General features: G+C 64.5%; 25 protein-coding genes and 1 tRNA gene. 11 read left to right on the forward strand and 15 right to left on the reverse strand.

The features are described 5' to 3' along the window. The first annotated feature begins 50 nt into the window (after window positions 1–50). Window positions 51–371: a thioredoxin gene (gene trxA / locus ACNJX9_RS00350; protein ID WP_007598398.1), complete on the forward strand. Its 321-nt coding sequence runs from the start codon at window positions 51–53 to the stop codon at window positions 369–371. A gap of 145 nt (window positions 372–516) precedes the next feature. Here the strand turns inward: trxA and ACNJX9_RS00355 are convergent, their stop codons facing one another. Both ACNJX9_RS00355 and ACNJX9_RS00360 read right to left on the reverse strand, forming a co-directional pair. Continuing rightward, a complete protein-coding gene (locus ACNJX9_RS00355) occupies window positions 517–984 on the reverse strand; it encodes a MarR family winged helix-turn-helix transcriptional regulator (protein WP_057752305.1) in 468 nt (155 codons plus the stop codon). Next, the gene (locus tag ACNJX9_RS00360; RefSeq protein WP_439407492.1) at window positions 981–1,406 is read right to left on the reverse strand and encodes an SRPBCC family protein; all 426 of its coding nucleotides are present in this window, start codon (window positions 1,404–1,406) and stop codon (window positions 981–983) included. The genes ACNJX9_RS00355 and ACNJX9_RS00360 overlap by 4 nt, the downstream gene beginning before the upstream one ends. Before the next feature lie 178 nt (window positions 1,407–1,584). On the opposite strand from ACNJX9_RS00360, the gene ACNJX9_RS00365 reads away from it, so the two are divergent. Next, window positions 1,585–2,592, forward strand: coding sequence for an ATP-dependent DNA ligase (locus tag ACNJX9_RS00365; protein ID WP_439410229.1), 1,008 nt, complete (start codon window positions 1,585–1,587; stop codon window positions 2,590–2,592). Between the two features lie 93 nt (window positions 2,593–2,685). Here the strand turns inward: ACNJX9_RS00365 and ACNJX9_RS00370 are convergent, their stop codons facing one another. The 12 genes from ACNJX9_RS00370 to aroA all read right to left on the reverse strand — a co-directional run bounded on the left by ACNJX9_RS00370 (window position 2,686) and on the right by aroA (window position 14,832). Then, window positions 2,686–3,426 (reverse strand): metallophosphoesterase family protein, encoded by a 741-nt coding sequence (locus tag ACNJX9_RS00370; RefSeq protein WP_439407493.1) that lies wholly within the window; start codon window positions 3,424–3,426, stop codon window positions 2,686–2,688. Between the two features lie 103 nt (window positions 3,427–3,529). Beyond that, on the reverse strand, window positions 3,530–4,873 hold the full coding sequence (locus tag ACNJX9_RS00375; protein WP_439407494.1) for a bifunctional folylpolyglutamate synthase/dihydrofolate synthase: 1,344 nt from the start codon (window positions 4,871–4,873) through the stop codon (window positions 3,530–3,532). Beyond that, a complete protein-coding gene (gene accD / locus ACNJX9_RS00380) occupies window positions 4,870–5,811 on the reverse strand; it encodes an acetyl-CoA carboxylase, carboxyltransferase subunit beta (RefSeq protein ID WP_439407495.1) in 942 nt (313 codons plus the stop codon). Before accD ends, ACNJX9_RS00375 begins: the two co-directional genes overlap by 4 nt. Before the next feature lie 110 nt (window positions 5,812–5,921). After that, on the reverse strand, window positions 5,922–6,758 hold the full coding sequence (gene trpA / locus ACNJX9_RS00385; protein WP_439407496.1) for a tryptophan synthase subunit alpha: 837 nt from the start codon (window positions 6,756–6,758) through the stop codon (window positions 5,922–5,924). After that, a complete protein-coding gene (gene trpB / locus ACNJX9_RS00390; RefSeq protein WP_057752285.1) occupies window positions 6,755–7,972 on the reverse strand; it encodes a tryptophan synthase subunit beta in 1,218 nt (405 codons plus the stop codon). The genes trpA and trpB overlap by 4 nt, the downstream gene beginning before the upstream one ends. Next, the gene (locus tag ACNJX9_RS00395) at window positions 7,969–8,628 is read right to left on the reverse strand and encodes a phosphoribosylanthranilate isomerase (protein WP_057752282.1); all 660 of its coding nucleotides are present in this window, start codon (window positions 8,626–8,628) and stop codon (window positions 7,969–7,971) included. Before ACNJX9_RS00395 ends, trpB begins: the two co-directional genes overlap by 4 nt. A 65-nt stretch (window positions 8,629–8,693) precedes the next feature. Next, entirely contained in the window at window positions 8,694–9,086 is a 393-nt protein-coding gene (locus tag ACNJX9_RS00400; protein WP_057752378.1) for a lipopolysaccharide assembly protein LapA domain-containing protein, read from the reverse strand. Between the two features lie 70 nt (window positions 9,087–9,156). Then, window positions 9,157–9,462 carry an integration host factor subunit beta gene (locus tag ACNJX9_RS00405; RefSeq protein WP_007598410.1) on the reverse strand — a complete coding sequence of 102 codons (306 nt, stop codon included), beginning with the start codon at window positions 9,460–9,462 and terminating at the stop codon, window positions 9,157–9,159. Window positions 9,463–9,644: 182 nt separating this feature from the next. Further along, window positions 9,645–10,625, reverse strand: coding sequence for a signal peptide peptidase SppA (sppA, locus tag ACNJX9_RS00410; RefSeq protein ID WP_057752279.1), 981 nt, complete (start codon window positions 10,623–10,625; stop codon window positions 9,645–9,647). Between the two features lie 259 nt (window positions 10,626–10,884). Further along, window positions 10,885–12,591: a 30S ribosomal protein S1 gene (rpsA, locus tag ACNJX9_RS00415; protein WP_057752276.1), complete on the reverse strand. Its 1,707-nt coding sequence runs from the start codon at window positions 12,589–12,591 to the stop codon at window positions 10,885–10,887. 268 nt (window positions 12,592–12,859) lie between these two features. Next, window positions 12,860–13,498 carry a (d)CMP kinase gene (gene cmk / locus ACNJX9_RS00420; RefSeq protein WP_057752273.1) on the reverse strand — a complete coding sequence of 213 codons (639 nt, stop codon included), beginning with the start codon at window positions 13,496–13,498 and terminating at the stop codon, window positions 12,860–12,862. Then, entirely contained in the window at window positions 13,495–14,832 is a 1,338-nt protein-coding gene (gene aroA / locus ACNJX9_RS00425; RefSeq protein WP_439407497.1) for a 3-phosphoshikimate 1-carboxyvinyltransferase, read from the reverse strand. The genes cmk and aroA overlap by 4 nt, the downstream gene beginning before the upstream one ends. Window positions 14,833–14,990: 158 nt before the next feature. On the opposite strand from aroA, the gene ACNJX9_RS00430 reads away from it, so the two are divergent. The 3 genes from ACNJX9_RS00430 (at window position 14,991) to ACNJX9_RS00440 (ending at window position 16,000) form a co-directional block, all read left to right on the forward strand. Continuing rightward, window positions 14,991–15,401 carry a TIGR02300 family protein gene (locus tag ACNJX9_RS00430; RefSeq protein WP_057752270.1) on the forward strand — a complete coding sequence of 137 codons (411 nt, stop codon included), beginning with the start codon at window positions 14,991–14,993 and terminating at the stop codon, window positions 15,399–15,401. A 91-nt stretch (window positions 15,402–15,492) separates the two neighbouring features. Beyond that, window positions 15,493–15,568 (forward strand) — tRNA-Ala (locus ACNJX9_RS00435). Window positions 15,569–15,763: 195 nt separating this feature from the next. Continuing rightward, window positions 15,764–16,000 carry a GIY-YIG nuclease family protein gene (locus ACNJX9_RS00440; protein ID WP_271620205.1) on the forward strand — a complete coding sequence of 79 codons (237 nt, stop codon included), beginning with the start codon at window positions 15,764–15,766 and terminating at the stop codon, window positions 15,998–16,000. 18 nt (window positions 16,001–16,018) lie between these two features. On the opposite strand, the gene ACNJX9_RS00445 is transcribed toward ACNJX9_RS00440, so the two are convergent. Next, window positions 16,019–16,477: a MarR family winged helix-turn-helix transcriptional regulator gene (locus ACNJX9_RS00445; protein ID WP_439407498.1), complete on the reverse strand. Its 459-nt coding sequence runs from the start codon at window positions 16,475–16,477 to the stop codon at window positions 16,019–16,021. Between the two features lie 156 nt (window positions 16,478–16,633). Here ACNJX9_RS00445 and ACNJX9_RS00450 point away from each other — a divergent pair, with 156 nt between their 5' ends. The 6 genes from ACNJX9_RS00450 (at window position 16,634) to ACNJX9_RS00475 (ending at window position 22,835) form a co-directional block, all read left to right on the forward strand. Next, window positions 16,634–17,059, forward strand: coding sequence for an organic hydroperoxide resistance protein (locus tag ACNJX9_RS00450; RefSeq protein WP_194478699.1), 426 nt, complete (start codon window positions 16,634–16,636; stop codon window positions 17,057–17,059). A gap of 170 nt (window positions 17,060–17,229) precedes the next feature. Next, complete coding sequence (locus tag ACNJX9_RS00455) at window positions 17,230–18,426, forward strand: CaiB/BaiF CoA transferase family protein (protein ID WP_439407499.1); 1,197 nt, start codon at window positions 17,230–17,232, stop codon at window positions 18,424–18,426. A gap of 216 nt (window positions 18,427–18,642) precedes the next feature. Beyond that, window positions 18,643–19,959 carry a sn-glycerol-3-phosphate ABC transporter substrate-binding protein UgpB gene (gene ugpB / locus ACNJX9_RS00460; RefSeq protein WP_057752261.1) on the forward strand — a complete coding sequence of 439 codons (1,317 nt, stop codon included), beginning with the start codon at window positions 18,643–18,645 and terminating at the stop codon, window positions 19,957–19,959. A gap of 54 nt (window positions 19,960–20,013) precedes the next feature. Next, the gene (ugpA, locus tag ACNJX9_RS00465) at window positions 20,014–20,895 is read left to right on the forward strand and encodes a sn-glycerol-3-phosphate ABC transporter permease UgpA (RefSeq protein ID WP_057752260.1); all 882 of its coding nucleotides are present in this window, start codon (window positions 20,014–20,016) and stop codon (window positions 20,893–20,895) included. Further along, window positions 20,895–21,743 carry a sn-glycerol-3-phosphate ABC transporter permease UgpE gene (ugpE, locus tag ACNJX9_RS00470; RefSeq protein WP_057752257.1) on the forward strand — a complete coding sequence of 283 codons (849 nt, stop codon included), beginning with the start codon at window positions 20,895–20,897 and terminating at the stop codon, window positions 21,741–21,743. The genes ugpA and ugpE overlap by 1 nt, the downstream gene beginning before the upstream one ends. 6 nt (window positions 21,744–21,749) lie before the next feature. After that, window positions 21,750–22,835, forward strand: coding sequence for a sn-glycerol-3-phosphate import ATP-binding protein UgpC (locus tag ACNJX9_RS00475; RefSeq protein WP_439407500.1), 1,086 nt, complete (start codon window positions 21,750–21,752; stop codon window positions 22,833–22,835). Window positions 22,836–22,999: the final 164 nt, after the last annotated feature.

A 22,999-nucleotide genomic window follows, 5' to 3' on the forward strand; every position in this document is an offset into this window, starting at 1 on the left:
GCGCGATTCCAGGTCGCGCCGATTCTCTTTCAACCGAGTGAGGTACTCCAATGGCCGTTGGCAAGGTTTCTGACACCGATTTCGAAGCCGAAGTGCTCAAGGCGAACGGCCCCGTCGTCGTCGATTTCTGGGCCGAGTGGTGCGGCCCCTGCCGCATGATCGCCCCCGCCCTCGACGAGATCGCCGGCGCGATGGGCGACAAGGTCAAGATCGTGAAGCTCAATGTCGACGAGAGCCCGAAGACCGCGTCGAAATATGGCGTGATGTCGATCCCGACCCTGATGATCTTCAAGGGCGGCGAGATGGCCTCCCGCCAGGTCGGCGCCGCGCCGAAGGCGAAGCTGCAGCAGTGGATCACCTCCGCGGTCTGATCCACGTCGCGAGCACGAGCGAATTTTACAACGGCCGGCGAAACGCCGGCCGTTTTGTTTTGCTGGTAGCCCGGATGGAGCGAAAGCGTAATCCGGGGTCGTGCCCCACGCGAACCTTCCCGGATTGCGCTGCGCTCCATCCGGGCTACTCATCAACGCGCTCGTTGCCCTCGACGAGCGACTGAAACATCGCAACCAGCCGCTTGGTGTCGGACGCGAGCGGCTTGAAGAACGCGGCGTCGGCGTCCTCGACGGCCACGACGGCTTTCCGTGCGAGATCGCGGCCCGCCTTGGTGACGGTGATCGCCTTGGCGCGCGGGTCCTGAGGATGATCGATCCGCTCGATCAACCCTGCCGCTTCCAGCGCGCGCAACACCTGCGACGTGGTCATCGGATCGATGCCACTGAGCTGAGAGAGCCGCGCCTGGGTCAGCGTTTCCTCGGCGCCAAACCAGGTTGCCGTCGCCAGCAGCACGAATTGGGAATGCGTGAGCCCGTAAGGCTGAAGCGCCACCCGCAACCGGCGTTGCCACGCGTTCGATATCTTCCAGAGCAGGAAGCCCGGGCTTTCGGCGGGGCCGGACAGACGGGTCGGAAGCGGCGGCTTGGTCATCGTGTCGCTTCAGCCAGCTTGGCAAGGCTCGCCAGCACCTCCGGGAAATCGGCGGAAACAGCCGGGCCGATTTCGGCAGCCTGCGGCCCGCGGGCGTCGACCGCGTAAACGATACGCGTCCGTCCGGGTCCAAGCGATTCGATGCGATGGGCGACAAGGATGGCGAGGTCGCCGAGCCGCGTTTCATCGACGAAGCAGACGTTCTCGCGCACATCGACCAGTTGCGAGCGCAGCGCCTCCTCGCCGGGCGGCTTCATGGTGAACCAGGTGCCTGATGCAAACGGCCCATCGATGGCGATCTGCTCGATGCCCGCGTTCCAGTTTTTCCAGGCGGCGACATCGCGAAAGATGCTCCAGATCGCCTCCGGAGAGGCCGTGGTCTCGATGGCGTATTCCGTCTGCCAGGTGTTTTCGTCGCTCACGATGCGGCCTCTCTTTTAATATGCGCGCATATAATAAGCGAACATATTATCTTGTCAAGGCAGCTGGCAGGAGCAAATTTACGGGCCCGGCGTTGAAGCGCATGTCCTGAATCAAAGAGCGTTCGCCGTGCCCTCTCCTCGCCGCGCAACCCGCCGAAAGCCCGCCCGGCTGGCCGCCATGGAGGCGCGTTCGGTCGATGCCATCCCGCGCGGCGGGGAGTGGCAGTACGAGCCGAAATGGGATGGCTTCCGCTGCCTGCTGTCGCGCGACGGCAGCACCGTTGACCTGCGCTCGAAATCCGGCGAGGACCTCGCGCGCTATTTTCCCGAGATCGTCGCCACGGCGCTGAAGCTGAAGGCGGATCGGTTCACGCTCGATGGCGAGATCGTCGTTCCGCAGGGCAAAGGTTTTTCCTTCGACGCGCTGCTGCAGCGGATTCATCCTGCCGCAAGCCGGGTGAAGAAACTGTCGGAGGAAACACCGGCGCTGTATCTCGTGTTCGACCTGCTGGCGACGGCGAACAGGAGGGAGCTTGCCGATGCGCCGCTCACCGAGCGCCGGCCGGCGCTGGAGGCGTTTGCGAGGGCCAACCTGAAAGGCGGTCTCTTCCGCCTCTCTCCTTTCACGATGAGCTACTCGACGGCCAAGAAATGGCTGGCGCAATCCGGCGGCGGTTCGGACGGCGTGATCGCCAAGCGAATCGACCTGCCCTACCAGGCCGGAAATCGCGACGGCATGCAGAAGATCAAGAAGTTTCGTAGCGCCGATTGCGTGGTCGGAGGCTTCCGCTATGCGACCAACAAGATCGCGGGCCGGAAGGTCGTGGGCTCGCTGCTGCTCGGGCTCTACGACGACAAGGGCCTGCTGCACCATGTCGGCTTCACGTCAGCGATCAAGGCTGATGAGAAGCCTGCTCTGACCGACCGGCTGGAAGCGCTGATCGGCGAGCCCGGCTTCACCGGCAACGCACCTGGCGGGCCAAGCCGATGGTCGACCGAGCGCTCGGCCAAATGGTGCCCGCTCAAGCCGAAGCTGGTGATCGAGATCTGCTACGACCATTTCAGCGGCGAGCGCTTTCGCCACGGCACCTCGATCCTGCGCTGGCGCCCCGACAAGGCGCCCCGGCAGTGTACCTTCGAGCAGTTGAAGCAGAAGGCGGCCGATCCGATGAAGCTGCTGGAGTGAGTTTGATCGTAGCCCGGATGGCGTAGTCCGGGATCTGTGCCACAAACGATGACGGCCCCGGATTGCGCTGCGCTCCATCCGGGCTACGGGCGTCTACGTGATCCACCCCGTCGCCAGCGCGTTCGCCAACTCGGGCTGATTGTTGCGGCGGGCGAGCGCGGCCATCGCTTCATGGTCGTAGGCGATCTGGCGGAACGTCACCTGCCAGGCGCCATCAATGAGTTCGAGAATTGCATAGCGCGCGTGCGGCGTGCCGGCTTCGACGACATGCGGGAACGGGTGCTTGTCGCGATAGCCGGGGCTGCCGACGCTGCCGGGGTTGACGATCAGCCTGGTATCGCGAAGCCGCACGGCGCGGGCAAGATGGGTGTGGGCGCAGAGGATCAGCGATTGCGTGATGCCTTGCGCGAACTGCTCGATGCGATCGAGCGGCGACAGCGCGACGGTGCCATCAGGGTGCACGGTGTCGAGCCAATAGATTTCATCGTTCTCGGGCGTTGCGTGGCAGAGGAAAACCTGATCCCGAAACACGCGCGTCATCGGTTGCGCGCGCAGCCAGTCGAGCTGGGCGGCATTGAGCTGCGCATGCGCAGGACGATCCCACGAGCCCATCTTCTCCGGGGGCCGGTCGAGCAGATAGCGGTCGTGGTTGCCGACCACATGCACGGCATCGATCGCCATCAGGATCTCGATGGTCCTGACAGCATCGAGCGGCCCGCTCAGCATGTCGCCGAGATTGACGATGTCGGTGATCCCAAGCGCGCGAATGTCTGAGAGCACCGCCTCCAGCGCGAGATAATTTCCGTGGACGTCGGCAATCGCGGCAAAACGCATTGTGGGTCACCGTAGCCCGGATGAAGCGCAGCGCAATCCGGGACTCTAACTGCTTGGCGAAATGTCCCGGATTGCGCTTCGCTCGATCCGGGCTACGTGGCTCTCATGCAGGAGGCGTGCCGTTGAGGCCGAGCACGTGGCCGGCGAGATAGAGCGAGCCCGTGATCAGGATGCGCGGCGGTACCTCGTAGGCGAGCTTCGTCAGGGAACGCAGGGCGGCCTCGACGCCGGGGGCGGTCTCGACGCGCATGCCGAGGCTGCGGACAGCGTCCGCAAGATGGTCGACCGGCATCGCATGCTCGGTATCAGGGACCGGCACCGCGATGATATGACGGGTGAGCCCGGCGAAATTGGCCAGAAACGCCTTCGCGTCCTTGTTCGCCATCATGCCCGCGATGACGACGAGCGGCCGCGACACGCGTTCTTCGAGATCGCCGAGCGCGGCGGCGGCGACGCGGCCGCCGTCGGCATTGTGGCCGCCGTCGAGCCAGATCTCGCCGCCTTGCGGCCCGAGAGCCAGCAACTCGCCCGAGGTGAGCCGCTGCATTCGCGCCGGCCACTCGGCAGCGACGATGCCGGCCTCGAATGCCGCCTGGTTGACCTTGAAGATCGAAATCGCGCGCAGTGTCGCGATGGCAAGGCCGGCATTGTCGAACTGATGACGGCCGAACAAGCGCGGCGCGGCCAGATCCATCAGGCCACGCTCGTCGGAATAGACCAGGCGCCCATGCTCGACATTGACGTGCCAGCTTTCGTTCGCGGCAAACAGCGGCGCGCGCATCTGCCTGGCCTGCGCCTCGATCACAGCCATCGCCTCGCCCGTCTGCTCGGCGCAAACCACCGGCACGCCGCGTTTGATGATGGCGGCCTTCTCGGCGGCGATCGACGCCAGCGTATCCCCGAGGAAATCCATGTGGTCCATGCTGACAGGCGTGATCACGCAGGCAGCGGGCGTATCGACCACGTTGGTCGAATCGAGCCGGCCGCCCAAGCCGACTTCGAGCAGCACCGCATCGGCAGGATTTTGCGCGAACAGCAGGAATGCCGCCGCGGTCTTCAGCTCGAAGACTGTCGCGGGCTCGCCGGCATTGACGCGCTCGACCTGTTCCAGCGCAGCAAGCAATTCGTCGTCGGTGACGAGCACGCCACCGCCGAGGCGGCCAAGGCGGAAACATTCGTTGATGCGGACGAGATAGGGCGAGGTGTAGGCGTGGACGCGCAGGCTGGCTGCCTCCAGCGTCGCGCGCAGGTAGGCCACCGTCGAGCCTTTGCCGTTGGTGCCGGCGACATGGATCACCGGCGGCAGCTTGCGTTCGGGATGATCGAGCCGCTCGAGCAGACGGTGCATCCGCTCGAGCCCGAGATCGATGCGCTTCTCATGCAGGGCCGGCAGCCGCCCGATTAATGCATCGAGCGAGGCCTTTGCGCTGTCGGGGGACGCGTTCACGCGTGGGGCGCAGCCGGCGCCGTCTCAGCAGCCGATACGATCTGCGCCGGGCTAGCGACGGGCTGCGTCGGCCTGGACACGTTCTCCTGCGCGGGCGCCTTGGTCAGCAGGCGGCACAGCCGCGCCAGGGTCGGACGCAGCTCATGGCGATGCACGACCATGTCGACCATGCCGTGCTCTTTCAGATATTCGGCGCGCTGGAAACCCTCCGGCAGCTTTTCGCGAATGGTCTGCTCGATCACGCGCGCGCCGGCAAAGCCGATCAGCGCACCGGGCTCGGCGATCTGGACGTCGCCGAGCATCGCGTAGGACGCAGTGACGCCGCCGGTGGTCGGATTGGTCAGCACCACGATGTAGGGCAGCTTGGCTTCGCGCAGCATCTGCACCGCGACGGTGGTGCGCGGCATCTGCATCAGAGACAAGATGCCCTCCTGCATGCGCGCGCCGCCGGATGCGGCGAAGACGATGAAGGGCGACTTCTTCTCGACCGCAAGCTCGAGCCCGCGGACGATGGCTTCGCCCGCGGCCATGCCCAGCGAGCCGCCCATGAAATCGAAATCCTGCACGGCGACGACGACGCCGGCACCTTCGAGCTTGCCGTAGCCGACCTTGATCGCATCGTTCAGATTGGTGCGCGCCCGCGCATCCTTGATGCGATCGACATACTTCTTCTCGTCGCGGAACTTGAGCGGATCGGCCGTCACCTCGGGCAGGGCGACGTCGAACCAGGTCTCGTTGTCGAAGATCGACTTCAGCCGCGCCACCGCGCCCATGCGCATGTGATAGTTCGAGCCGGGGATGACGAACTGGTTGGCCTCGACGTCCTTGTAGAACACGAGCTGTCCGGAATCCGGGCACTTGATCCAGAGATTCTCCGGCGTCTCCCGCCGCAGCATGTTGCGGATCTTCGGCCGGACCACATTGGTAAGCCAGTTCATGGTTTGCTCCGATGTGCGATCCCGCTGGGAATCGCCTGAAAGGATATATGGCGGCCGGGCCGTTGCCCGGCAAGCCGTCGTGTCATCCACCGCAAAAGCGGAATTATGGCCTATTCGGCCGCTTGTTTGGCGCCCTTGACGCCCCGGGCCAGGGCTGCGGTCAGCTGGGCCACGGCGTCAACGGTTTTGGCGGTCGCCCGCCCTTCCGCATCGAGGCTGTTCCTGAGCGCGTCGACCAAGGCAGTGCCGACCACCGAACCATCGGCCTTCTCGGCGATGGCGCGCGCCGCCTCCGGCGTCCGGATGCCAAAGCCGACGCAAATGGGCAAGCCGGTATGCCGCTTGATGCGCGCGACGGCGTCTCCGACGACATTCGCATCCGCCGCCGCTGCACCGGTGATGCCGGCGATCGAGACGTAATAGACAAAGCCTGACGTGTTCGCGAGCACCGCGGGCAGGCGCTTGTCGTCGGTAGTCGGGGTCGCCAGGCGAATGAAGTTGAGGCCCGCCTTCAGCGCGGGAATGCAGAGCTCGTCGTCTTCCTCCGGCGGCAGATCGACGATGATGAGGCCGTCGACGCCTGCAGCCTTGGCATCGGCCAGGAACTTGTCGACGCCGTAAATGTAGATCGGATTGTAATAGCCCATCAGCACCAGCGGCGTGGCATTGTCATCCTTGCGGAAGTCGCGCACCAGCTCCAGCGTCTTCTTCAAGGTCATGCCGACCTTGAGCGCGCGCAGACCTGCCGCCTGGATCGAGGGCCCATCCGCCATCGGATCGGTGAAGGGAATGCCGAGCTCGATGATTTCGGCGCCGGCCTTGGGCAGCGCCTTGACGATCTCGAGCGACGTCGCCGGATCAGGATCGCCGGCCATCACATAGGTGACAAAGGCCGAGCGGCCCTGCTTCTTCAGCTCGGCAAAACGGGTGTCGATACGCGTGGTCACTTGCTCTTGCCCTTCAGGATGTCGCCGACCTGCGGGACGTCCTTGTCGCCGCGGCCGGAGAGATTGACGACCATCAGGTGGTCTTTCGGCCGCTGCGGCGCGAGCTCCATCACCTTGGCGATGGCGTGGGCGGGCTCGAGCGCGGGGATGATGCCTTCGAGCCTGGAGAGCAGCTGGAACGCGGCAAGCGCTTCGTCATCGGTCGCGGAGAGATAATTGACGCGGCCGACCTCGTGCAGCCAGGAATGCTCGGGGCCGATGCCAGGATAGTCGAGGCCGGCCGAGATCGAATGCGCGTCCTGGATCTGGCCGTCGGCATCCATCAGGAGATAAGTGCGGTTGCCGTGGAGCACGCCGGGGCGGCCGCCCGCGATCGAGGCCGCATGCAGCTGCGTGAGGCCGTGGCCTGCGGCTTCGACGCCGAAGATCTCGACGCTGGGATCGTCGAGGAACGGATGGAACAGGCCCATCGCATTGGAGCCGCCGCCGATGCAGGCGACCAGCGAATCCGGCAGGCGTCCCTCGACCTCCTGCATCTGCGTCTTGGTCTCGACACCGATGATCGACTGGAAGTCGCGCACCAGCGTCGGATAGGGATGCGGGCCCGCCACCGTGCCGATGCAATAGAAGGTGTTGTGCACGTTGGTGACCCAATCGCGCAGGGCCTCGTTCATGGCGTCCTTCAGCGTGCGCGTGCCCGACTGCACCGGGAACACCTTTGCGCCCAGCATCTCCATGCGGATCACGTTGGGCTGCTGCCGTTCGACGTCGACGGCGCCCATATAGACGACGCATTCGAGGCCGAAGCGCGCGCACAGCGTCGCGGTGGCGACACCGTGCTGTCCGGCACCGGTCTCGGCGATGATGCGCTTCTTGCCCATGCGCCGCGCCAGCATGATCTGGCCGAGCACGTTGTTCACCTTGTGCGAGCCGGTGTGGTTGAGCTCTTCGCGCTTGAGGTAAATCTTGGCGCCGCCGAGATGTTCGGTGAGACGCTCGGCAAAATACAACGGCGAGGGCCGGCCGACATAGTTCTTGAGATAGCCGTTCATCTCGGCCTGGAAGGCCGGATCGGCCTTGGCCGCGGTGTAGGCCTTCTCCAGATCGAGGATCAGCGGCATCAGGGTTTCGGCGACGAAGCGTCCGCCGAAAATGCCGAAATGGCCGCGCTCGTCGGGCCCGCTGCGATAGGAATTTGGTTTGGCGATGGTCATCGAACGCTCAACTCTTGAGTGGCGCGCGCGGCGCGAATGAAGGCCTCGATCATTTCAGGATCTTTCACGCCGGGAGCGCTCTCGACGCCGGAGGACACGTCGACGCCGCCGGCGCCGGTGACGCGCAGGGCTTCGACAACATTGCCGGCGTGAAGCCCGCCCGAGACCATATAGGGCAGCTTGAGATCGAGATTTTCGAGCAGGTGCCAGTCGAACGGCTCCCCCAGGCCGCCAGGCCTTGTGGCGTCCTTCGGCGCACGGGCGTCGAACAGGATGCGGTCGGCGACCGCGGCGTAACCGGGCAGCACGGCGAGATCGGCCGCGGCCGCGACCGGCACCGCCTTCATCACCGGGCGGCCGAACCTCTGCTTGATGTCACGCAACCGCGCCACGCTCTCCTGGCCGTGGAGCTGGAAGATGTCAGGCGACAGCGCGTCCATGATGTTGTCGAGCGTGGCATCGTCGGCATCGACCGTGAGCGCCACTTTCAGCGCGCGCTTTTTCACCTGCCGGCCGAGATCGCGTCCCGTCTCCAACGAGACGTGCCGCGGCGAGGGCGGAAAGAACACGAACCCCACCATGTCGGCGCCCGCGTCGAGCGCCGTTTGAAGCGTCTCGCGCGTGGACAGGCCGCAGATCTTGACGAGCAGGGACATGGCCTCAAAGCAGTTGGAGGCCGCAAGCGGCGGCCGGGAAACGGGCTTTTCAGTTCGGGCCGCTTCTACAACGTCGCGCGCTGCTTGTCTCGCCCGATAGGCCCGTAAAGGCCCACTCCTGAGGGCACCGGGAGGCGCTGGGCCTCGGGCTTGGCCGCTGCCGCCTGAGCCCGCAGCCCGGCCAACTCGCCCCGCGCGGCCCGGGCATCCGCCTCATGCCGGCGTGCGGCGCGGCGCCAGTGCCGCTGGCCGAACCAGACCGCGCAGCCGCCGACCACGACGCCCAAGGCAGCCGTCAGGATCAGCAGCAGGAACAACGGAATGTCGCGCGACAGCGCCGGATCCTTCGCCATGAAGGGATCGAAGGAGACGGTGACCTCATGCCGGTTGGCGGCCGCAAAGGTCACCAGGATCAGGACCAGCGGAGTCACGAACAGCCAGGTCAGAAACTTTCGCATCGCGTGTCGCTCGCCTTGAATCACCTGCCGCCGCATCAAACGGCGGTTCGGCCAAACCCGGACGACAGACCTAATCGGGCGCGCCTGGATCGGGATGGTCGCGGTTAAGCCGCTCGCGCATTTCCTTGCCGGTCTTGAAGAACGGAACGCTCTTCTGATCGACGGGGACATGCGCGCCGGTGCGCGGATTGCGACCGGCGCGGGCGGGGCGATGCTTGACCGAGAAAGCGCCGAAGCCGCGCAGCTCGACGCGGTCACCGCGCGCGAGTGCCGCTACGATCTCTTCGAGAATCGCATTCACAATGTTCTCGACATCCCGCTGGTACAGATGCGGGTTGTGCTCGGCGATACGCTGAACAAGTTCGGATTTGATCATCGAGAGATAGGACCCGGAAGCGTGCGGATGACCATTTCCGTGAAAATGCCTTGATCTGTCAAGACGCTAAATGAAGGGTAGGCGTCGTGAAAGTGCGTGACATTTGCCGAAAAAGCGGGCTGCAAAGCCACCCGCCGGACGGGAAAAGGGTCCGGAGCTCGCGCGGTTCCGTCAGTTTCAGCTCAATTGGACGCGGCCGGCTGCCACAGCGCCAGCATTCCATCCAGCCCGGCACGATCAACCGCCTGCACGACGCCGGTTTGCTCGATTTGATGCGCAATCGCGCTGAATCCAAGCGCTTCCAGGGTCACTGAGGCCGCCGTCTTGAAGAGGGTCAGGTCGCCAAAGCGCGGCTCGAGCTTGTAATCGCGCACGGAAAGACCCTTCTTGACGCCTTTCTGTTCCTCCAGCCAGGTGACCGCGGTCTTCTCGTCGCCGAGCTGATCAATCAGCTTGAGATCGATGGCCTGGCGGCCGGTGAAGACACGGCCATCGACGACTTTTTCGAGCTGCGTGTCATCCATGCCACGGCGCTGCTTCACCAGATCCTTGAACCAGGCATAGGAATCCTTCACCAGCGCATCCAGTGCGGCGCGCGCTTCCGGGCTGGTCGGCTCAAAGCCGTTGGGCGCGGCCTTGAGCGGCGTGGATTTTACCTCCTCGACCTTGACGCCGATGGTCTTCAGGAGCTCGGCGACGTTGGGGAACTGGAACAGCACCCCAATCGAGCCGACCAGCGAGCTCTGCTGGGCGATGATGTGGTCGCTCGCGATCGCGGTGATGTAGCCGCCGGAGGCCGCAAGGCCCTCGACCACCACGACCAGCGGCTTCTTCGCCTTCAGGCGCATCAAGGAATCATAGAGCTGCTCGGAGCCGGCGGTGGTGCCGCCGGGCGAGTTGACGTGAACGATCACGGCGGCGGCCTGCGAATTCTCCAGCCGCTCCAGCGCCCGCGTGCGCTCGGCATCGCTGCGGATCAGGCCCTCGATCTGCACACGCGCGATGGAGCCGGCGGAGACGAAGCTGCCGCGCGCACCGGGCGTTGCGATCAGCGCAAAGCCCGCGATCGCGGCGATCGCGATCAGCGCGGCCACCACGCGCCAGAACGTCAGCTTGCGGCGGATCTTGCGGCGATCGACGATGATGTCCGAATCGAGCGACATCGAGATATCTCCAAATGAAAGGCCGCTGGCGTTGTGCGGTCACATTGTGACCCTCAGCTCGTCTCGATACATCAATTGCGGCGCAATTTGAAGAAAACAAGGCTGTGGCTGCGTAGCCCGGATGCAGCGCAGCGCAATCCGGGTTCTGCCGCACGGAAGACTGTCCCGGATTTCGCTGTGCTCCATCCGGGCTACGGGCACCAACAAAAAAGCCCCGGCCAGAGCCGGGGCTTCGATGTCAGCGAAACCAGCGTTTCGCTTACTTGCTGTCGCGGTTCTTGAGCGCGGTGCCCAGGATGTCGCCGAGCGTCGCACCCGAATCCGAGGAGCCGTACTGCGCGATGGCTTCCTTCTCTTCGGCGACCTCGAGCGCCTTGATCGACACCTGGACCTTGCGGGCCTTCTTGTCGAACTGGATCACGCGGGCATCGACCTTCTCGCCGACCGCGAAGCGTTCGGCGCGCTGGTCGTTGCGGTCACGCGCGAGCTCCGAGCGCTTGATGAAGGTCGAGAAGTCGGTCCCGGCGATCTTCACCTCGATACCGCTCTCCTTCACTTCGAGCACTTCGCAGGTCACGACCGCGCCCTTCTTGACATCGCCCGGCTCGGCGAAGGGGTCGCCTTCGAGCTGCTTGATGCCGAGCGAGATGCGCTCCTTCTCGACGTCCACATCGAGCACCACGGCCTTCACCATGTCGCCCTTCTTGTAGTTGTCGATCACCTGCTCGCCCGGAAGCTTCCAGTCGAGGTCGGAGAGGTGGACCATGCCGTCGACGTCGCCCTCGAGGCCCAGGAACAGACCGAACTCGGTCTTGTTCTTGACCTCGCCCTCGACCACCGAACCGGTCGGGTGACCTTCGACGAAGACCTCCCACGGGTTGCGCATGGTCTGCTTGAGGCCGAGCGAGATACGGCGCTTGACGGAATCCACTTCCAGCACCTGCACGTCGACTTCCTGCGAGGTCGACACGATCTTGCCGGGGTGCATGTTCTTCTTGGTCCACGACATCTCGGAGACGTGGATCAGGCCTTCGATGCCCGGCTCGAGCTCGACGAACGCACCGTAGTCGGTGATGTTGGTGACGCGGCCGGTGAAGCGGGCACCCAGCGGGTACTTGGCTTCGATGCCCTGCCACGGATCGTCCAGCAGCTGCTTCATGCCCAGCGAGATGCGGTGCGTCTCGTGGTTGATCTTGATGATCTTGACCTTCACGGTCTGGCCGATCGAGAGCACCTCGGTCGGGTGGTTGACGCGGCGCCACGCGATGTCGGTGACGTGCAGCAGGCCGTCGATGCCGCCGAGATCAACGAACGCACCGTAATCGGTGATGTTCTTGACCACGCCGTCGATGACCTGACCCTCTTCGAGGTTCTGCACCAGCTCCTGACGCTGCTCGGCGCGGGTCTCTTCGAGCACCGTGCGGCGGGAGACGACGATGTTGCCGCGGCGGCGGTCCATCTTGAGGATCTGGAACGGCTGCGCGTTGTTCATCAGCGGCGCAACGTCGCGGATCGGACGGATGTCGACCTGCGAACGCGGCAGGAAGGCAACGGCACCGTCGAGGTCGACGGTGAAGCCGCCCTTGACCTGGTTGAAGATGACGCCCGTGACCTTCTCGTTGTTCTGGAACGCCTTCTCCAGCTTGCCCCAGCTCTCTTCGCGGCGCGCCTTGTCGCGCGACAGCACGGCCTCGCCGAGGGCGTTCTCGATGCGATCGAGGAACACTTCCACCTCGTCGCCAACCTTGATTTCGCTGTCACGGCCGGGGCCGGAAAATTCGCGCAGCGCAACGCGGCCTTCGGTCTTCAGGCCGACGTCGATGACGGCCATGTCCTTTTCAATTGCAACCACCTTGCCCTTGACGACCGAGCTCTCCTGCAGGTTGCCACCCGCGAAGGACTCGTCGAGCATCGCGGCGAAATCGTCACGCGACGGGCTATAGGTATCAGCGGAAGTCGAAGCCATTTGTTCTCCAGTTGCGGATGTCTTGCCGGCCGTTGGGTTCATGGGCGTATCGCGCGCGCAGTGTCGGAAGGTCCGCAAGACCTTCGAGCGACCGCTCGCTGCTCCGGCCTGAAACCGAAACAGCGGAAGCGGGCCGGCAGAGGCCCGCGCGTTCGATACGTGGAAATCGTTGTGTCCGGAGCCTGGATCGCGTCGATCCCCAAACAGGGACCGAGAGTATCGACCTCAAAGAGCGGGAGCGGGCACTTCCTCCAATGACGGCTGCGGCTTAACCCCGCGACCGGCCCGCTCGGACAGCCTCGATAATGTCGATCGCGGCCCGGACGCCGCCTTCTATATCCAGTTGGGAGTTATCTAGCAAGTAAGCATCCGGGGCCGGTTTTAAAGGCGCAATCGGCCGGTTCTTGTCCCGTTCGTCGCGCCGGATGATGTCGGCGAGCACGGCCGCCTCGTCCGCGTCCTCGCCCCGCGCCCTGGCCTCCATGGTGCGCCGGCGAGCGCGGACCCTGGGGTCGGCCACGACGAAGATTTTCACGTCGGCATGGGGGCAGATCACGGTTCCAATGTCCCTTCCGTCCAGCACCGCCCCGGGCGGGTCGGCGGCGAATTGCCGCTGGAAATTGACCAGGACCTCACGGACTTTGGGGATCGCCGAGACGATCGAGGCGCCCTCACCGGCCTCCTGGGTCTTCAGGGCGGGATTGCCGAACTTTTCGGGATCGAGTTCCAAGGCGGCCTGCACCGCCGCGGCCTCGTCGTGGAGATCGGTGCCGGACTGCATCAGGGCATAGGCCACCGCGCGGTAGATCACGCCGGTATCGAGGTGACGATAGCCATAATGATGGGCGAGGCGCTTGCCGAGCGTGCCTTTGCCCGAGGCCGCGGGACCATCGATGGCGATAATCATGAAAACTCGGCCCCAAGGGAACGCATCATCGGAATGAAGTCAGGGAAACTCGTGGCGATGAAGGCGGTGTCGTCGACGATCACCGGCTGGTCGGAGGCGCAGCCCATCACCAGCGCAGACATCGCGATGCGGTGATCCATATGGGTGGCGACAGTCCCGCCGCCGGGCACATGGCCGCGCCCCTCGACGATCAGGTCGTCGCCGGAGACCTCGACCTTGACGCCGTTGACGCGGAGCATCGCGGCGGTGGCCTCGAGCCGGTCGGATTCCTTGACGCGCAGCTCCTGCAGGCCCCGCATGATGGTGGTGCCTTCGGCAAACGACGCCGCCACGGCCAGCACCAGATACTCGTCGATCATCGAGGGCGCGCGCTCCGGCGGCACCTCGACGCCGCGCAGCTTTGAGGCGCGCACGCGCAGGCGTGCCATCGGCTCGCCGGCATCACCGCGCATTTCGCTTTCCTCGATCGACGCGCCCATTTCACGCAGCGTCGTGAACAGGCCGGTGCGCAGCGGATTGGTCATCACGTCGGACAGAACGATGTCGGAGCCTTCGACGATCAGCGCCGCGACGACAGGAAAAGCTGCAGACGAGGGATCGGCGGGCACGATGACGGTCGCGCCATGCAGCTCGGGCTGGCCGACCAGCGTGATGCGGCGGCCGTGAGCGCCCTCGGCGACCGAGGTGATGTCGGCGCCGAAATGCTTCAGCATCAGCTCGGTGTGGTCGCGGCTGGCCTCGCTCTCGATCACGGTGGTGGTGCCCGGCGCGGCGAGGCCGGCCAGCAGCACCGCCGACTTGATCTGAGCGGAGGCGACCGGGGTCTTGTAGGTGATCGGCAGCGGATCGCGCGCGCCCTGGATGGTCAAGGGCAGGCGGCCGCCCTCGCCGCCAGAGACGACCTTGGCGCCCATCTTTTCGAGCGGATCGAGGATCCGGCGCATCGGGCGGCTGCGCAGCGAGGCATCGCCGTCGAAGTCAGCCGAGATCGGGCAGCCGGCAACGGCGCCCATGACCAGCCGGCAACCGGTGCCGGAGTTGCCGAAATCCAGCGCCGCCTTGGGCTGGGCAAAGCCGCCGACACCCACGCCATTCACTTTCCAGGCGAAGTCGCCGGTGCGCTCGACCTTCGCGCCGAGGGCCTGCATGGACTTGGCGGTGTTGAGGACGTCCTCGCCCTCGAGCAGGCCCGTAATGCGGGTCTCTCCGACTGCCAGCGCGCCCAGGATGAGGGCACGGTGGGAGATCGACTTGTCTCCGGGTACCCGTACTTTTCCGGTCAGGGGACCGCTTGGGCTCGACTTCAGGGGTGTCGGCTTGTCGGAATGGGTCAAGATTGTGTCCTTGGCTGCGCCTCGGAGGCTGGCGGGCACTACCACATGGCCTCCCCGCCGTCACGAGCATGTCTTTCTCCCGTAATGCGCTATTGACAGCGGGCCGCCAACTAGCCAAGTGAAACACCGCTTTTCAGACATCCCAGGATTCCTCTGCCGTGGCCAAGTCCGAACTCGGAACCAAACGTATTTGCCCGACCACGGGCAAGAAGTTCTATGACCTCAACAAGAATCCGGTGATCTCGCCCTATACCGGCGAGGTTGTGCCGATCGCGCCTGTGGCGCCCGCCCGCGGCACCCGCGGGGCCGAGGCCCGCCACGCTGCAGCTGCGGACACCGCGCCGGAGCCGGCCGAGAACGAAGAGTTGGTCTCGCTCGAGGAGGCCGATGCCGAGGAGAACACCGGCAAGGTCAAAGCCGTCGTGCCCGAATCCGAGGACGATATCGAGGTCGACGAGACCCTCGACGACGACGATGACGATGATTCGACCTTCATTGCCGACGAAGAAGAGGGCGATGAGGACGTGACCGACATCATTGGTGATGTCGGGGGCGATGAAGAGACTTGAGATCAGTCCTGATCTGTGAAAAAGGGTGCACCGCGCGAGTCGGAAGGCTCGCCGGTCGGGAGTGATCCCCCAGGATCATCCCAAGGGTTAAGGGGCCATAGCTCAGCTGGGAGAGCGCTTGCATGGCATGCAAGAGGTCGGCGGTTCGATCCCGCCTGGCTCCACCAGCCTTCGCTCGCTTCGCGAGCTTCGGCTGGGCAAGCCTGAGGAAGTCCCTCGTAGCGAAGTGAGCGAAGGCTGTCCCGCCATAGCCCGAAGGGCGACGGCGGACTGGGGCTGATATCCACGCTGTCTGCCCTATCGCCAACAACATCCTAAACGTGTCTCAGATCTGCTATCCTACCCTCTGGGGAGGAAGCAGGTTGAAATACGTCTATATCCTCGAAAGTCTCGATTCCGAGCACTTCTATGTCGGCATCACCGATGATCTGCGGGCGCGCCTGGCAAAACACAATGCTGGCGAGGTGCCGCACACGTCAAAATACGGCCCTTGGCGAATTCGCACGTATTTCGCTTTCGACGACGCTGCACGAGCTGCCGCATTCGAGCGATATCTGAAATCTGGCTCTGGTCGCGCGTTCGCCAAGAAGCATTTCTGACCGTGCGCGTTCGCGGGCCTACTCCCCAATCACCGCATTCAACCGATCCCTCAGCGCGACAATCTCGTCTTTCATCGCGACCAGCTCCGACACCGTGCAATCCGACGCCGCGAGGATCGATTGCGGCACGCTGCGCGCTTTCTCCCTCAGCGCATGCCCCTGCGGGGTCAGGGCGATCAGGACCTGGCGCTCGTCCTCGCTCGAGCGCGTGCGCTTGACCAGGTGCGCGGCCTCGAGCCGCTTCAGGAGCGGCGTCAGCGTGCCTGAATCCAGAAACAGCCTTTCGCCGATATCCTTCACCGGCACGTCATCGCGCTCCCACAGCACCAGCATGACAAGATATTGCGGATAGGTGAGGCCGAGGCGGTCGAGCAGCGGCTTGTAGACGCGGTTAAAGGCGTGCGCGGCCGAATAGACCGCGAAGCAGATCTGGTTGTCGAGGCGTTGCGGATCGAGGGTCGCTGATTTCCGGGCCATAGAGAATCTCTTGAGACTGGCCCGCATTGTGGGACCGGGCGGGCCTACATTCAATTGCGAACAATTAAATGTGAGGCATGCGGATTTCAATTGCGCACAATCTAATTGTTTGCAATACAGACCGCACCCCAACCGAAGCCCCTCAGGGAGACGAAAATGTCCGTGAACGTCCTTTACAAGACCAGCGCGAAAGCCACCGGCGGCCGTGACGGCCATGCTGCGACCCTCGACGGCGCGCTCGACGTCAAGCTGACCACGCCGAAGGAACTCGGCGGCGGCGGCGGCGCCGGCAACAATCCCGAGCAGCTGTTTGCGGCCGGCTATGCCGCCTGCTTTATCGGCGCCATGAAGTTCGTGGCCTCGCAGGGCGGCCCGAAGGTTCCCGCCGACGCCTCCGTGACCTCGACGGTCGGCATCGGCCCGCGCTCGGCCGGCGGCTTCGGCCTCGACATTGATCTCGCCGTCTCGCTGCCGGGCCTGTCCCGTGCGGACGCCGAAGCGCTGGTCGAGAAGGCGCACCAGGTGTGCCCTTACTCCAACGCGACGCGCGGTAATGTCGACGTTCGCTTGACCGTCGTCTGATCCCGACGGTGAATGGCTGGCCCGGGATCCCTCTCGGGCCGGCCGCTTCCGCGAGATTTCCCACGCTGCGGGATTGCGCGGCGACGCATACGCCCCCACGCGACAGGCCATTGCTGGCGCGTTCGAACCTCGCTAGGCCTGTGATCAATATCGACACAGGGAAGCAAGGCATGACTGACACAGGCGCAATGAGCGGACTGCGCGTCATCGATCTCACGCGCGTGCTTGGTGGCCCCTATTGCACCCAGATCCTCGCCGACCACGGCGCCGACGTGATCAAGGTCGAGCCGCCCGCGGGCGACGAGGTGCGCGACTGGGGTCCTCCCTTCCACGACGACGACGCGGCCTATTTCATCGGCATCAACAGAAACAAGCGCTCGATCGGTCTCGACCTCGCCTCCGAAGGCGGCCGCCTCGTGCTGCTCAAGATGCTGGAGACGGCCGACGTCCTGATCGAGAATTTCAAGCCGGGCACGCTGGAGAAATGGGGCATCGGCAACGATGTGCTCGCCCAGAAATTTCCGCGCCTCGTGCATTGCCGGATCTGCGGCTTCGGCGCCGACGGCCCGCGCGGCGGCAATCCCGGCTATGACGCCATCATCCAGGCCATGACCGGAATGATCGCGGCGACCGGATCGCCCGAGAGCGGCCCGATGCGGATCGGCGTGCCCCTGGTCGACATCACCACAGGCCTCTACGCCGCGATCGGCATCCTGATGGCGCTGTCCGAGCGGCAACGCTCCGGCAAGGGCCAGTTCCTGGAGACGACGCTGTACGAGACCGGCCTTGCCATCATGCATCCCCACACCGCGAATTATTTCATGCATGGCAAGCCGCCTGGCCTCACCGGCAACGAGCACCCGAACCTCGTGCCGTACGCGATCTTCCCGACCAAGACCGACAACATCTTCATCGGCGTCGGCAATGACGGCACCTTCCGCAAGCTCGCCAAGGAGATCGGCAAGCCCGAGCTCGGCACCGACCCGCGCTTTGCCCGCAACAAGGACCGCATCGCCAATCGCGAGGCGCTGCGCGCCGAGCTGGCCGCGGTGTTCAGCCAGCACGAGGCCGAGCCGCTATGCAATCGCCTGCTCGCCGCGGGCCTGCCCGCAGGTCCCGTGCAGAAGATCGACCAGGCGCTGACCAATCCGCACACCGTCGCCCGCGGCGATGTCATCGAGAAGGACTGGTACAAGGGCGTGGCTTCGCCGATCCGGCTCGATCGCAGCAAGCCGAGCCTGCGCCGGCTGCCGCCGAAGTTCAGCCAGCACTCCCAGGAGGTGCTGGGCGAGTTCGGCTACTCAAGGTCGGAGATCGACGCGATGGTCGAGAGCGGCGTGGTCTGCGGGCCCGAGCGCAAGCGCTAGGCCCAACTGCCGCATCCGACGCGTGATGCCGCAGTGCGGCGCGGGCATTGGTGTGCACCGCGAACGCCCGCCGTTGCGCGGCGCGTTCGCCTATTTGACGACTTCCCTTTTCCGGCGCTTGCCGCTTTCGTTTCGGCCGCTTACACAGTCATGTGAACGTCATATGGCGCTGCTAGCGCAAGCGCTTCTTTATTGACGGCTGAGGGAGGATTCTTGATGGCTCTTCGATTCTTTGGGGCGGCTGCCGCTGTCGCAATCGCGGTCGGCATGACGGCTTCGCCGGCGCTGGCCGTGACTGAAATCCAGTGGTGGCACGCGATGACCGGTGCGAACAACGACGTCATCGTCAAGCTCGCCAACGACTTCAACGCGGCGCAGAGCGACTACAAGGTCATCCCGACCTACAAGGGCAGCTATCCCGACACCATGAACGCCGGCATCGCCGCGTTCCGCGCCGGCAATGCGCCGCATATCATGCAGGTGTTCGAGGTCGGCACCGCGACCATGATGGCCGCGACCGGCGCCGTGAAGCCGGTCTACAAGCTGATGGCCGACGCCGGCGAGAAGTTCGATCCGAAGGCCTATCTGTCCGCGATCACCGGCTACTACTCGACCTCGAAGGGCGAAATGCTGTCCTTCCCGTTCAACTCGTCGTCGACAGTCATGTGGGTCAATCTCGACGAGCTGAAGAAGGTCAATGCCGAGATCCCGAAGACCTGGCCCGAAGTGTTCGAGGTCGCCAAGAAGCTGCACGACAACGGCCATCCGACCTGCGGCTTCTCCAACTCCTGGGTCACCTGGGTCAATCTCGAGCAGCTCTCTGCCTGGCACAACGTGCCGCTCGCCAGCAAGGCGAACGGCCTTGACGGCTTCGACACCAAGCTCGAGTTCAACGCACCGCTGCAGGAGAAGCATCTCGAGAAACTGGTCGAGCTGCAGAAGGACAAGACCTACGACTACGCCGGCCGCACCAACCAGGGCGAAGGCCGCTTCACCTCGGGCGAGTGCGCGATCTACCTGACCTCGTCGGCCTTCTTCGGCAACGTCAAGGCGCAGGCCAAGTTCAACTTCACCGCCGTTCCGATGCCTTACTATCCCGACGTCAAGGGCGCGCCGCAGAACTCGATCATCGGCGGTGCCTCGCTCTGGGTGATGGGCGGCAAGTCGGCCGACGAGTACAAGGGCGTCGCGAAATTCCTGACCTTCCTGTCGGACACCGATCGCCAGGTCTACATCCACAAGGCCTCGGGCTATCTGCCGATCACCAAGGCCGCCTACGAGAAGGCTAAGGCCGAGGGCTTCTACAAGGATCAGCCCTATCTCGAGACCCCGCTGCTCGAGCTGACCAACAAGGAGCCGACCGAGAATTCGCGCGGCTTGCGCCTCGGCAACATGGTCCAGCTGCGCGACGTCTGGGCGGAAGAGATCGAGCAGGCGCTCGCCGGCAAGAAGACCGCCAAGCAGGCGCTCGACGCCTCGGTCGAGCGCGGCAACACCATGCTGCGCCAGTTCGAGAAGACCGCCGTAAAATAAGGCGAAGGCGCCGGCGGGCCGCATCGACCAGCGGCCCGCCCGCGCTACCCCATCATGCAAAAGCAAGCGATTTTCCAATCAAAGCTGCTGCCTTACGCGCTGGTTGCCCCGCAACTCGCGATCGTCCTGATTTTCTTCTACTGGCCGGCCTTGCAGGCCGTGATCCAGTCGTTCCTGCTCCAGGACGCGTTCGGGCTCTCGACGAGCTTCGTCTGGTTCGAGAATTATCTCGAGCTGTTCAGCGAGCCCGCCTATTTCGAGACCGTCGTCCGCACCTTCTTCTTCTCGTTCGCGATCGCGACGTCCTCGCTCTCGGTCGCGCTGCTGCTCGCGGTGATGGCGGACAAGCCCTTGCGCGGCGGCGCGGTGTATCGCACGCTGCTGATCTGGCCCTATGCGGTGGCGCCGCCGGTGGTTGGCGTGCTCTGGGTGTTCATGCTGCATCCCTCGCTCGGCGTGCTCTCGCGCTATTTGCGCGCCGCCGGCATTGAATGGAATCCGCTGCTCGACGGCAACCAGGCCGCGACACTCGTCATCCTCGCCGCCGCCTGGAAGCAGATCTCCTATAATTTCCTGTTCTTCCTCGCAGGGCTCGCGGCCATTCCGAAAAGCGTGCTCGAGGCCGCCGCGATCGACGGCGCGCGCCCGATGCGGCGGTTCTGGACCGTGACCTTCCCGCTGCTGTCGCCCACCATCTTCTTCCTGCTGGTCGTCAACATCGTCTACGCCTTCTTCGACACCTTCGGCATCATTGACACCATGACCCGCGGTGGCCCCGGCACCTCGACCGTCACGCTGGTCTACAAGGTCTATAATGACGGTCTGATCGGCGGAAATCTCGGCAGCTCGGCGGCGCAATCGGTGATCCTGATGATCATGGTGATCGTGCTCACCGGAATCCAGTTCCGCTTCGTCGAACGCAAGGTGACCTACTGATGGTCGAGCAAGAGGGCTTCAGGCGTTACGTCGCCCACATCATCCTCTGGATCGGGATCGCGATCGTCGCCTTTCCGGTCTACGTGGCCTTTGTCGCGTCGACCCAGGACAACGCGTTGATCGCCAACGGCCAGATGTCCCTGCTCCCGGGCGGCCATTTCTTCGAGGTCTATTACCAGACGATTTTCGTCGGCACGAGCGGCTCGACCCGCGAGCCCGTCGGCAACATGATGTTCAATTCGCTGGTGATGGCGCTGGCGATCGCGATCGGCAAGATCGCGATCTCGATCATCTCGGCCTATGCGATCGTGTATTTCCGCTTTCCGTTCCGGATGGCGATCTTCTGGATCATCTTCATCACCCTGATGCTGCCGGTCGAGGTGCGCATCTATCCGACCTACAAGATCGTCGCCGATTTGCACATGCTCGACAGCTATGCGGGCCTGGCGCTGCCGCTGATCGCGTCGGCGACGGCGACGCTGCTGTTCCGCCAATTCTTCATGACCGTGCCGGATGAATTGCTGGAGGCCTCGCGGATCGACGGCGCCGGTCCCTTGCGCTTCTTCTGGGATACGCTGCTGCCGCTGTCGCGCACCAACATGGCGGCGCTGTTCGTGATCCTCTTCATTCTCGGCTGGAATCAATATCTCTGGCCGCTGCTCATCACCACGCGCGACGACATGCAGACCATCCAGATCGGCATCCGCAAGATGATGACCACCAACGATGCGCTGACCGAATGGCCGATCGTGATGGCGACCGCCGTGCTGGCCATGCTGCCGCCGGTGTTCGTCGTCGTCGCCATGCAGAAATTGTTCGTGCGCGGCCTGGTCGAGACGGAGAAGTAAAGAGAGATGGCCAACGTCACCCTGCGCAACGTCCGCAAGACCTACAGCGGCGGCTTCGAGGCCATCAAGGGCGTCAACGTCGATGTCGGCGACGGCCAGTTCTGCGTGCTGGTCGGACCAAGCGGTTGCGGCAAGTCCACGCTGCTCCGCATGGTCGCCGGCCTCGAGACCGTCACCGGCGGCGAGATCGACATCGGCGGCAAGGTCGTCAACGGAATCGAGCCCGCCGATCGCGACATCGCGATGGTGTTCCAGAACTACGCGCTCTATCCGCATATGAGCGTGTTCAACAACATGGCCTACGGCCTGCGCAATCGCGGCATGCCGGAAGCCGAGATCAAGACCCGCGTCGAGGAAGCCGCGCGGGTGCTCGAGCTCTCCGCCATGCTGGAGCGCAAGCCGCGCCAGCTCTCCGGCGGCCAGCGCCAGCGCGTCGCGATGGGCCGCGCCATCGTGCGCCAGCCCAAGGTGTTCCTGTTCGACGAGCCGCTGTCGAACCTGGATGCCAAGCTGCGCATCTCGATGCGCGTCGAGATCCGCAAATTGCAGCGCCGGCTCAACGTCACTTCGATCTACGTCACCCACGACCAGCTCGAGGCGATGACGCTCGCCGACATCCTGGTGGTGATGAACGGCGGCCAGGTCGAGCAGGTCGGCAATCCCTTGGCGATCTACGAGAAGCCGGCGACCACTTTCGTCGCCTCATTCATCGGCGCACCGCCGATGAACCTGATGTCGACACGCCAGGACGAGATCAAGTCGCAGCTCGGCGGCGCCGCAGGCGAGGCCGGCATCCTCGGCATCCGCCCCGAGGATCTCGTCATCACCGACCAGACGCCGTCAGGCGGCGTTGCGCTGTCGCTGACCGTCGACGCGATCGAGCGCGTCGGCGCCGAGACTTTCGTCTACGGCTCGCGGGCCCAGGACGAGCAGCGTGTCGCGGCCACCCCGGGCGAACTGCCGCCGGGCGAGGTCATCGTCCGCATTCCCGGAACCGAGGCGCCCGCGATCGGCGCGAGGATCCGTGTCGCCGCAGGCCGCAACAAGCTGCATCTGTTCAGTGGCGATGGACGGACGCGGATCGAGGTCTGATCGGCTCCCGGCCTAACCTGTCGAAAACAACCCCATGCACAGTAGAAGGGGCTCTGTTTTCATTGGGAGAATCGTCCGGAAATCCGGCACCGCCGCGCGGCAGCGCAAGCAGTGAATCCACAGCCCGCTGCTACGTGCTTGAACCCGCACGGGGATATGCCCAT

Source organism: Bradyrhizobium sp. BLXBL-03, from assembly GCF_051853015.1.
GTDB lineage: Bacteria > Pseudomonadota > Alphaproteobacteria > Rhizobiales > Xanthobacteraceae > Bradyrhizobium > Bradyrhizobium manausense.

Bases quoted from the DNA above. Each gene is read 5' to 3' on its own strand.
- ugpB (WP_057752261.1), top strand. From the start codon at position 18,643: ATGGCTCTTCGATTCTTTGGGGCGGCTGCCGCTGTCGCAATCGCGGTC.
- ACNJX9_RS00450 (WP_194478699.1), top strand. From the start codon at position 16,634: ATGTCCGTGAACGTCCTTTACAAGACCAGCGCGAAAGCCACCGGCGGC.
- sppA (WP_057752279.1), bottom strand. From the start codon at position 10,625: ATGTCGCTCGATTCGGACATCATCGTCGATCGCCGCAAGATCCGCCGC.
- ACNJX9_RS00395 (WP_057752282.1), bottom strand. From the start codon at position 8,628: ATGTCCCTGCTCGTCAAGATCTGCGGCCTGTCCACGCGCGAGACGCTT.
- accD (WP_439407495.1), bottom strand. From the start codon at position 5,811: ATGAACTGGCTTACCAATGTGGTCCGGCCGAAGATCCGCAACATGCTG.
- ACNJX9_RS00365 (WP_439410229.1), top strand. From the start codon at position 1,585: ATGGAGGCGCGTTCGGTCGATGCCATCCCGCGCGGCGGGGAGTGGCAG.
- ACNJX9_RS00445 (WP_439407498.1), bottom strand. From the start codon at position 16,477: ATGGCCCGGAAATCAGCGACCCTCGATCCGCAACGCCTCGACAACCAG.
- ACNJX9_RS00455 (WP_439407499.1), top strand. From the start codon at position 17,230: ATGACTGACACAGGCGCAATGAGCGGACTGCGCGTCATCGATCTCACG.
- ACNJX9_RS00400 (WP_057752378.1), bottom strand. From the start codon at position 9,086: ATGCGAAAGTTTCTGACCTGGCTGTTCGTGACTCCGCTGGTCCTGATC.
- cmk (WP_057752273.1), bottom strand. From the start codon at position 13,498: ATGATTATCGCCATCGATGGTCCCGCGGCCTCGGGCAAAGGCACGCTC.
- ACNJX9_RS00475 (WP_439407500.1), top strand. From the start codon at position 21,750: ATGGCCAACGTCACCCTGCGCAACGTCCGCAAGACCTACAGCGGCGGC.
- trpB (WP_057752285.1), bottom strand. From the start codon at position 7,972: ATGACCATCGCCAAACCAAATTCCTATCGCAGCGGGCCCGACGAGCGC.
- ACNJX9_RS00370 (WP_439407493.1), bottom strand. From the start codon at position 3,426: ATGCGTTTTGCCGCGATTGCCGACGTCCACGGAAATTATCTCGCGCTG.
- trxA (WP_007598398.1), top strand. From the start codon at position 51: ATGGCCGTTGGCAAGGTTTCTGACACCGATTTCGAAGCCGAAGTGCTC.
- ACNJX9_RS00405 (WP_007598410.1), bottom strand. From the start codon at position 9,462: ATGATCAAATCCGAACTTGTTCAGCGTATCGCCGAGCACAACCCGCAT.
- rpsA (WP_057752276.1), bottom strand. From the start codon at position 12,591: ATGGCTTCGACTTCCGCTGATACCTATAGCCCGTCGCGTGACGATTTC.
- ugpA (WP_057752260.1), top strand. From the start codon at position 20,014: ATGCAAAAGCAAGCGATTTTCCAATCAAAGCTGCTGCCTTACGCGCTG.
- ugpE (WP_057752257.1), top strand. From the start codon at position 20,895: ATGGTCGAGCAAGAGGGCTTCAGGCGTTACGTCGCCCACATCATCCTC.
- ACNJX9_RS00355 (WP_057752305.1), bottom strand. From the start codon at position 984: ATGACCAAGCCGCCGCTTCCGACCCGTCTGTCCGGCCCCGCCGAAAGC.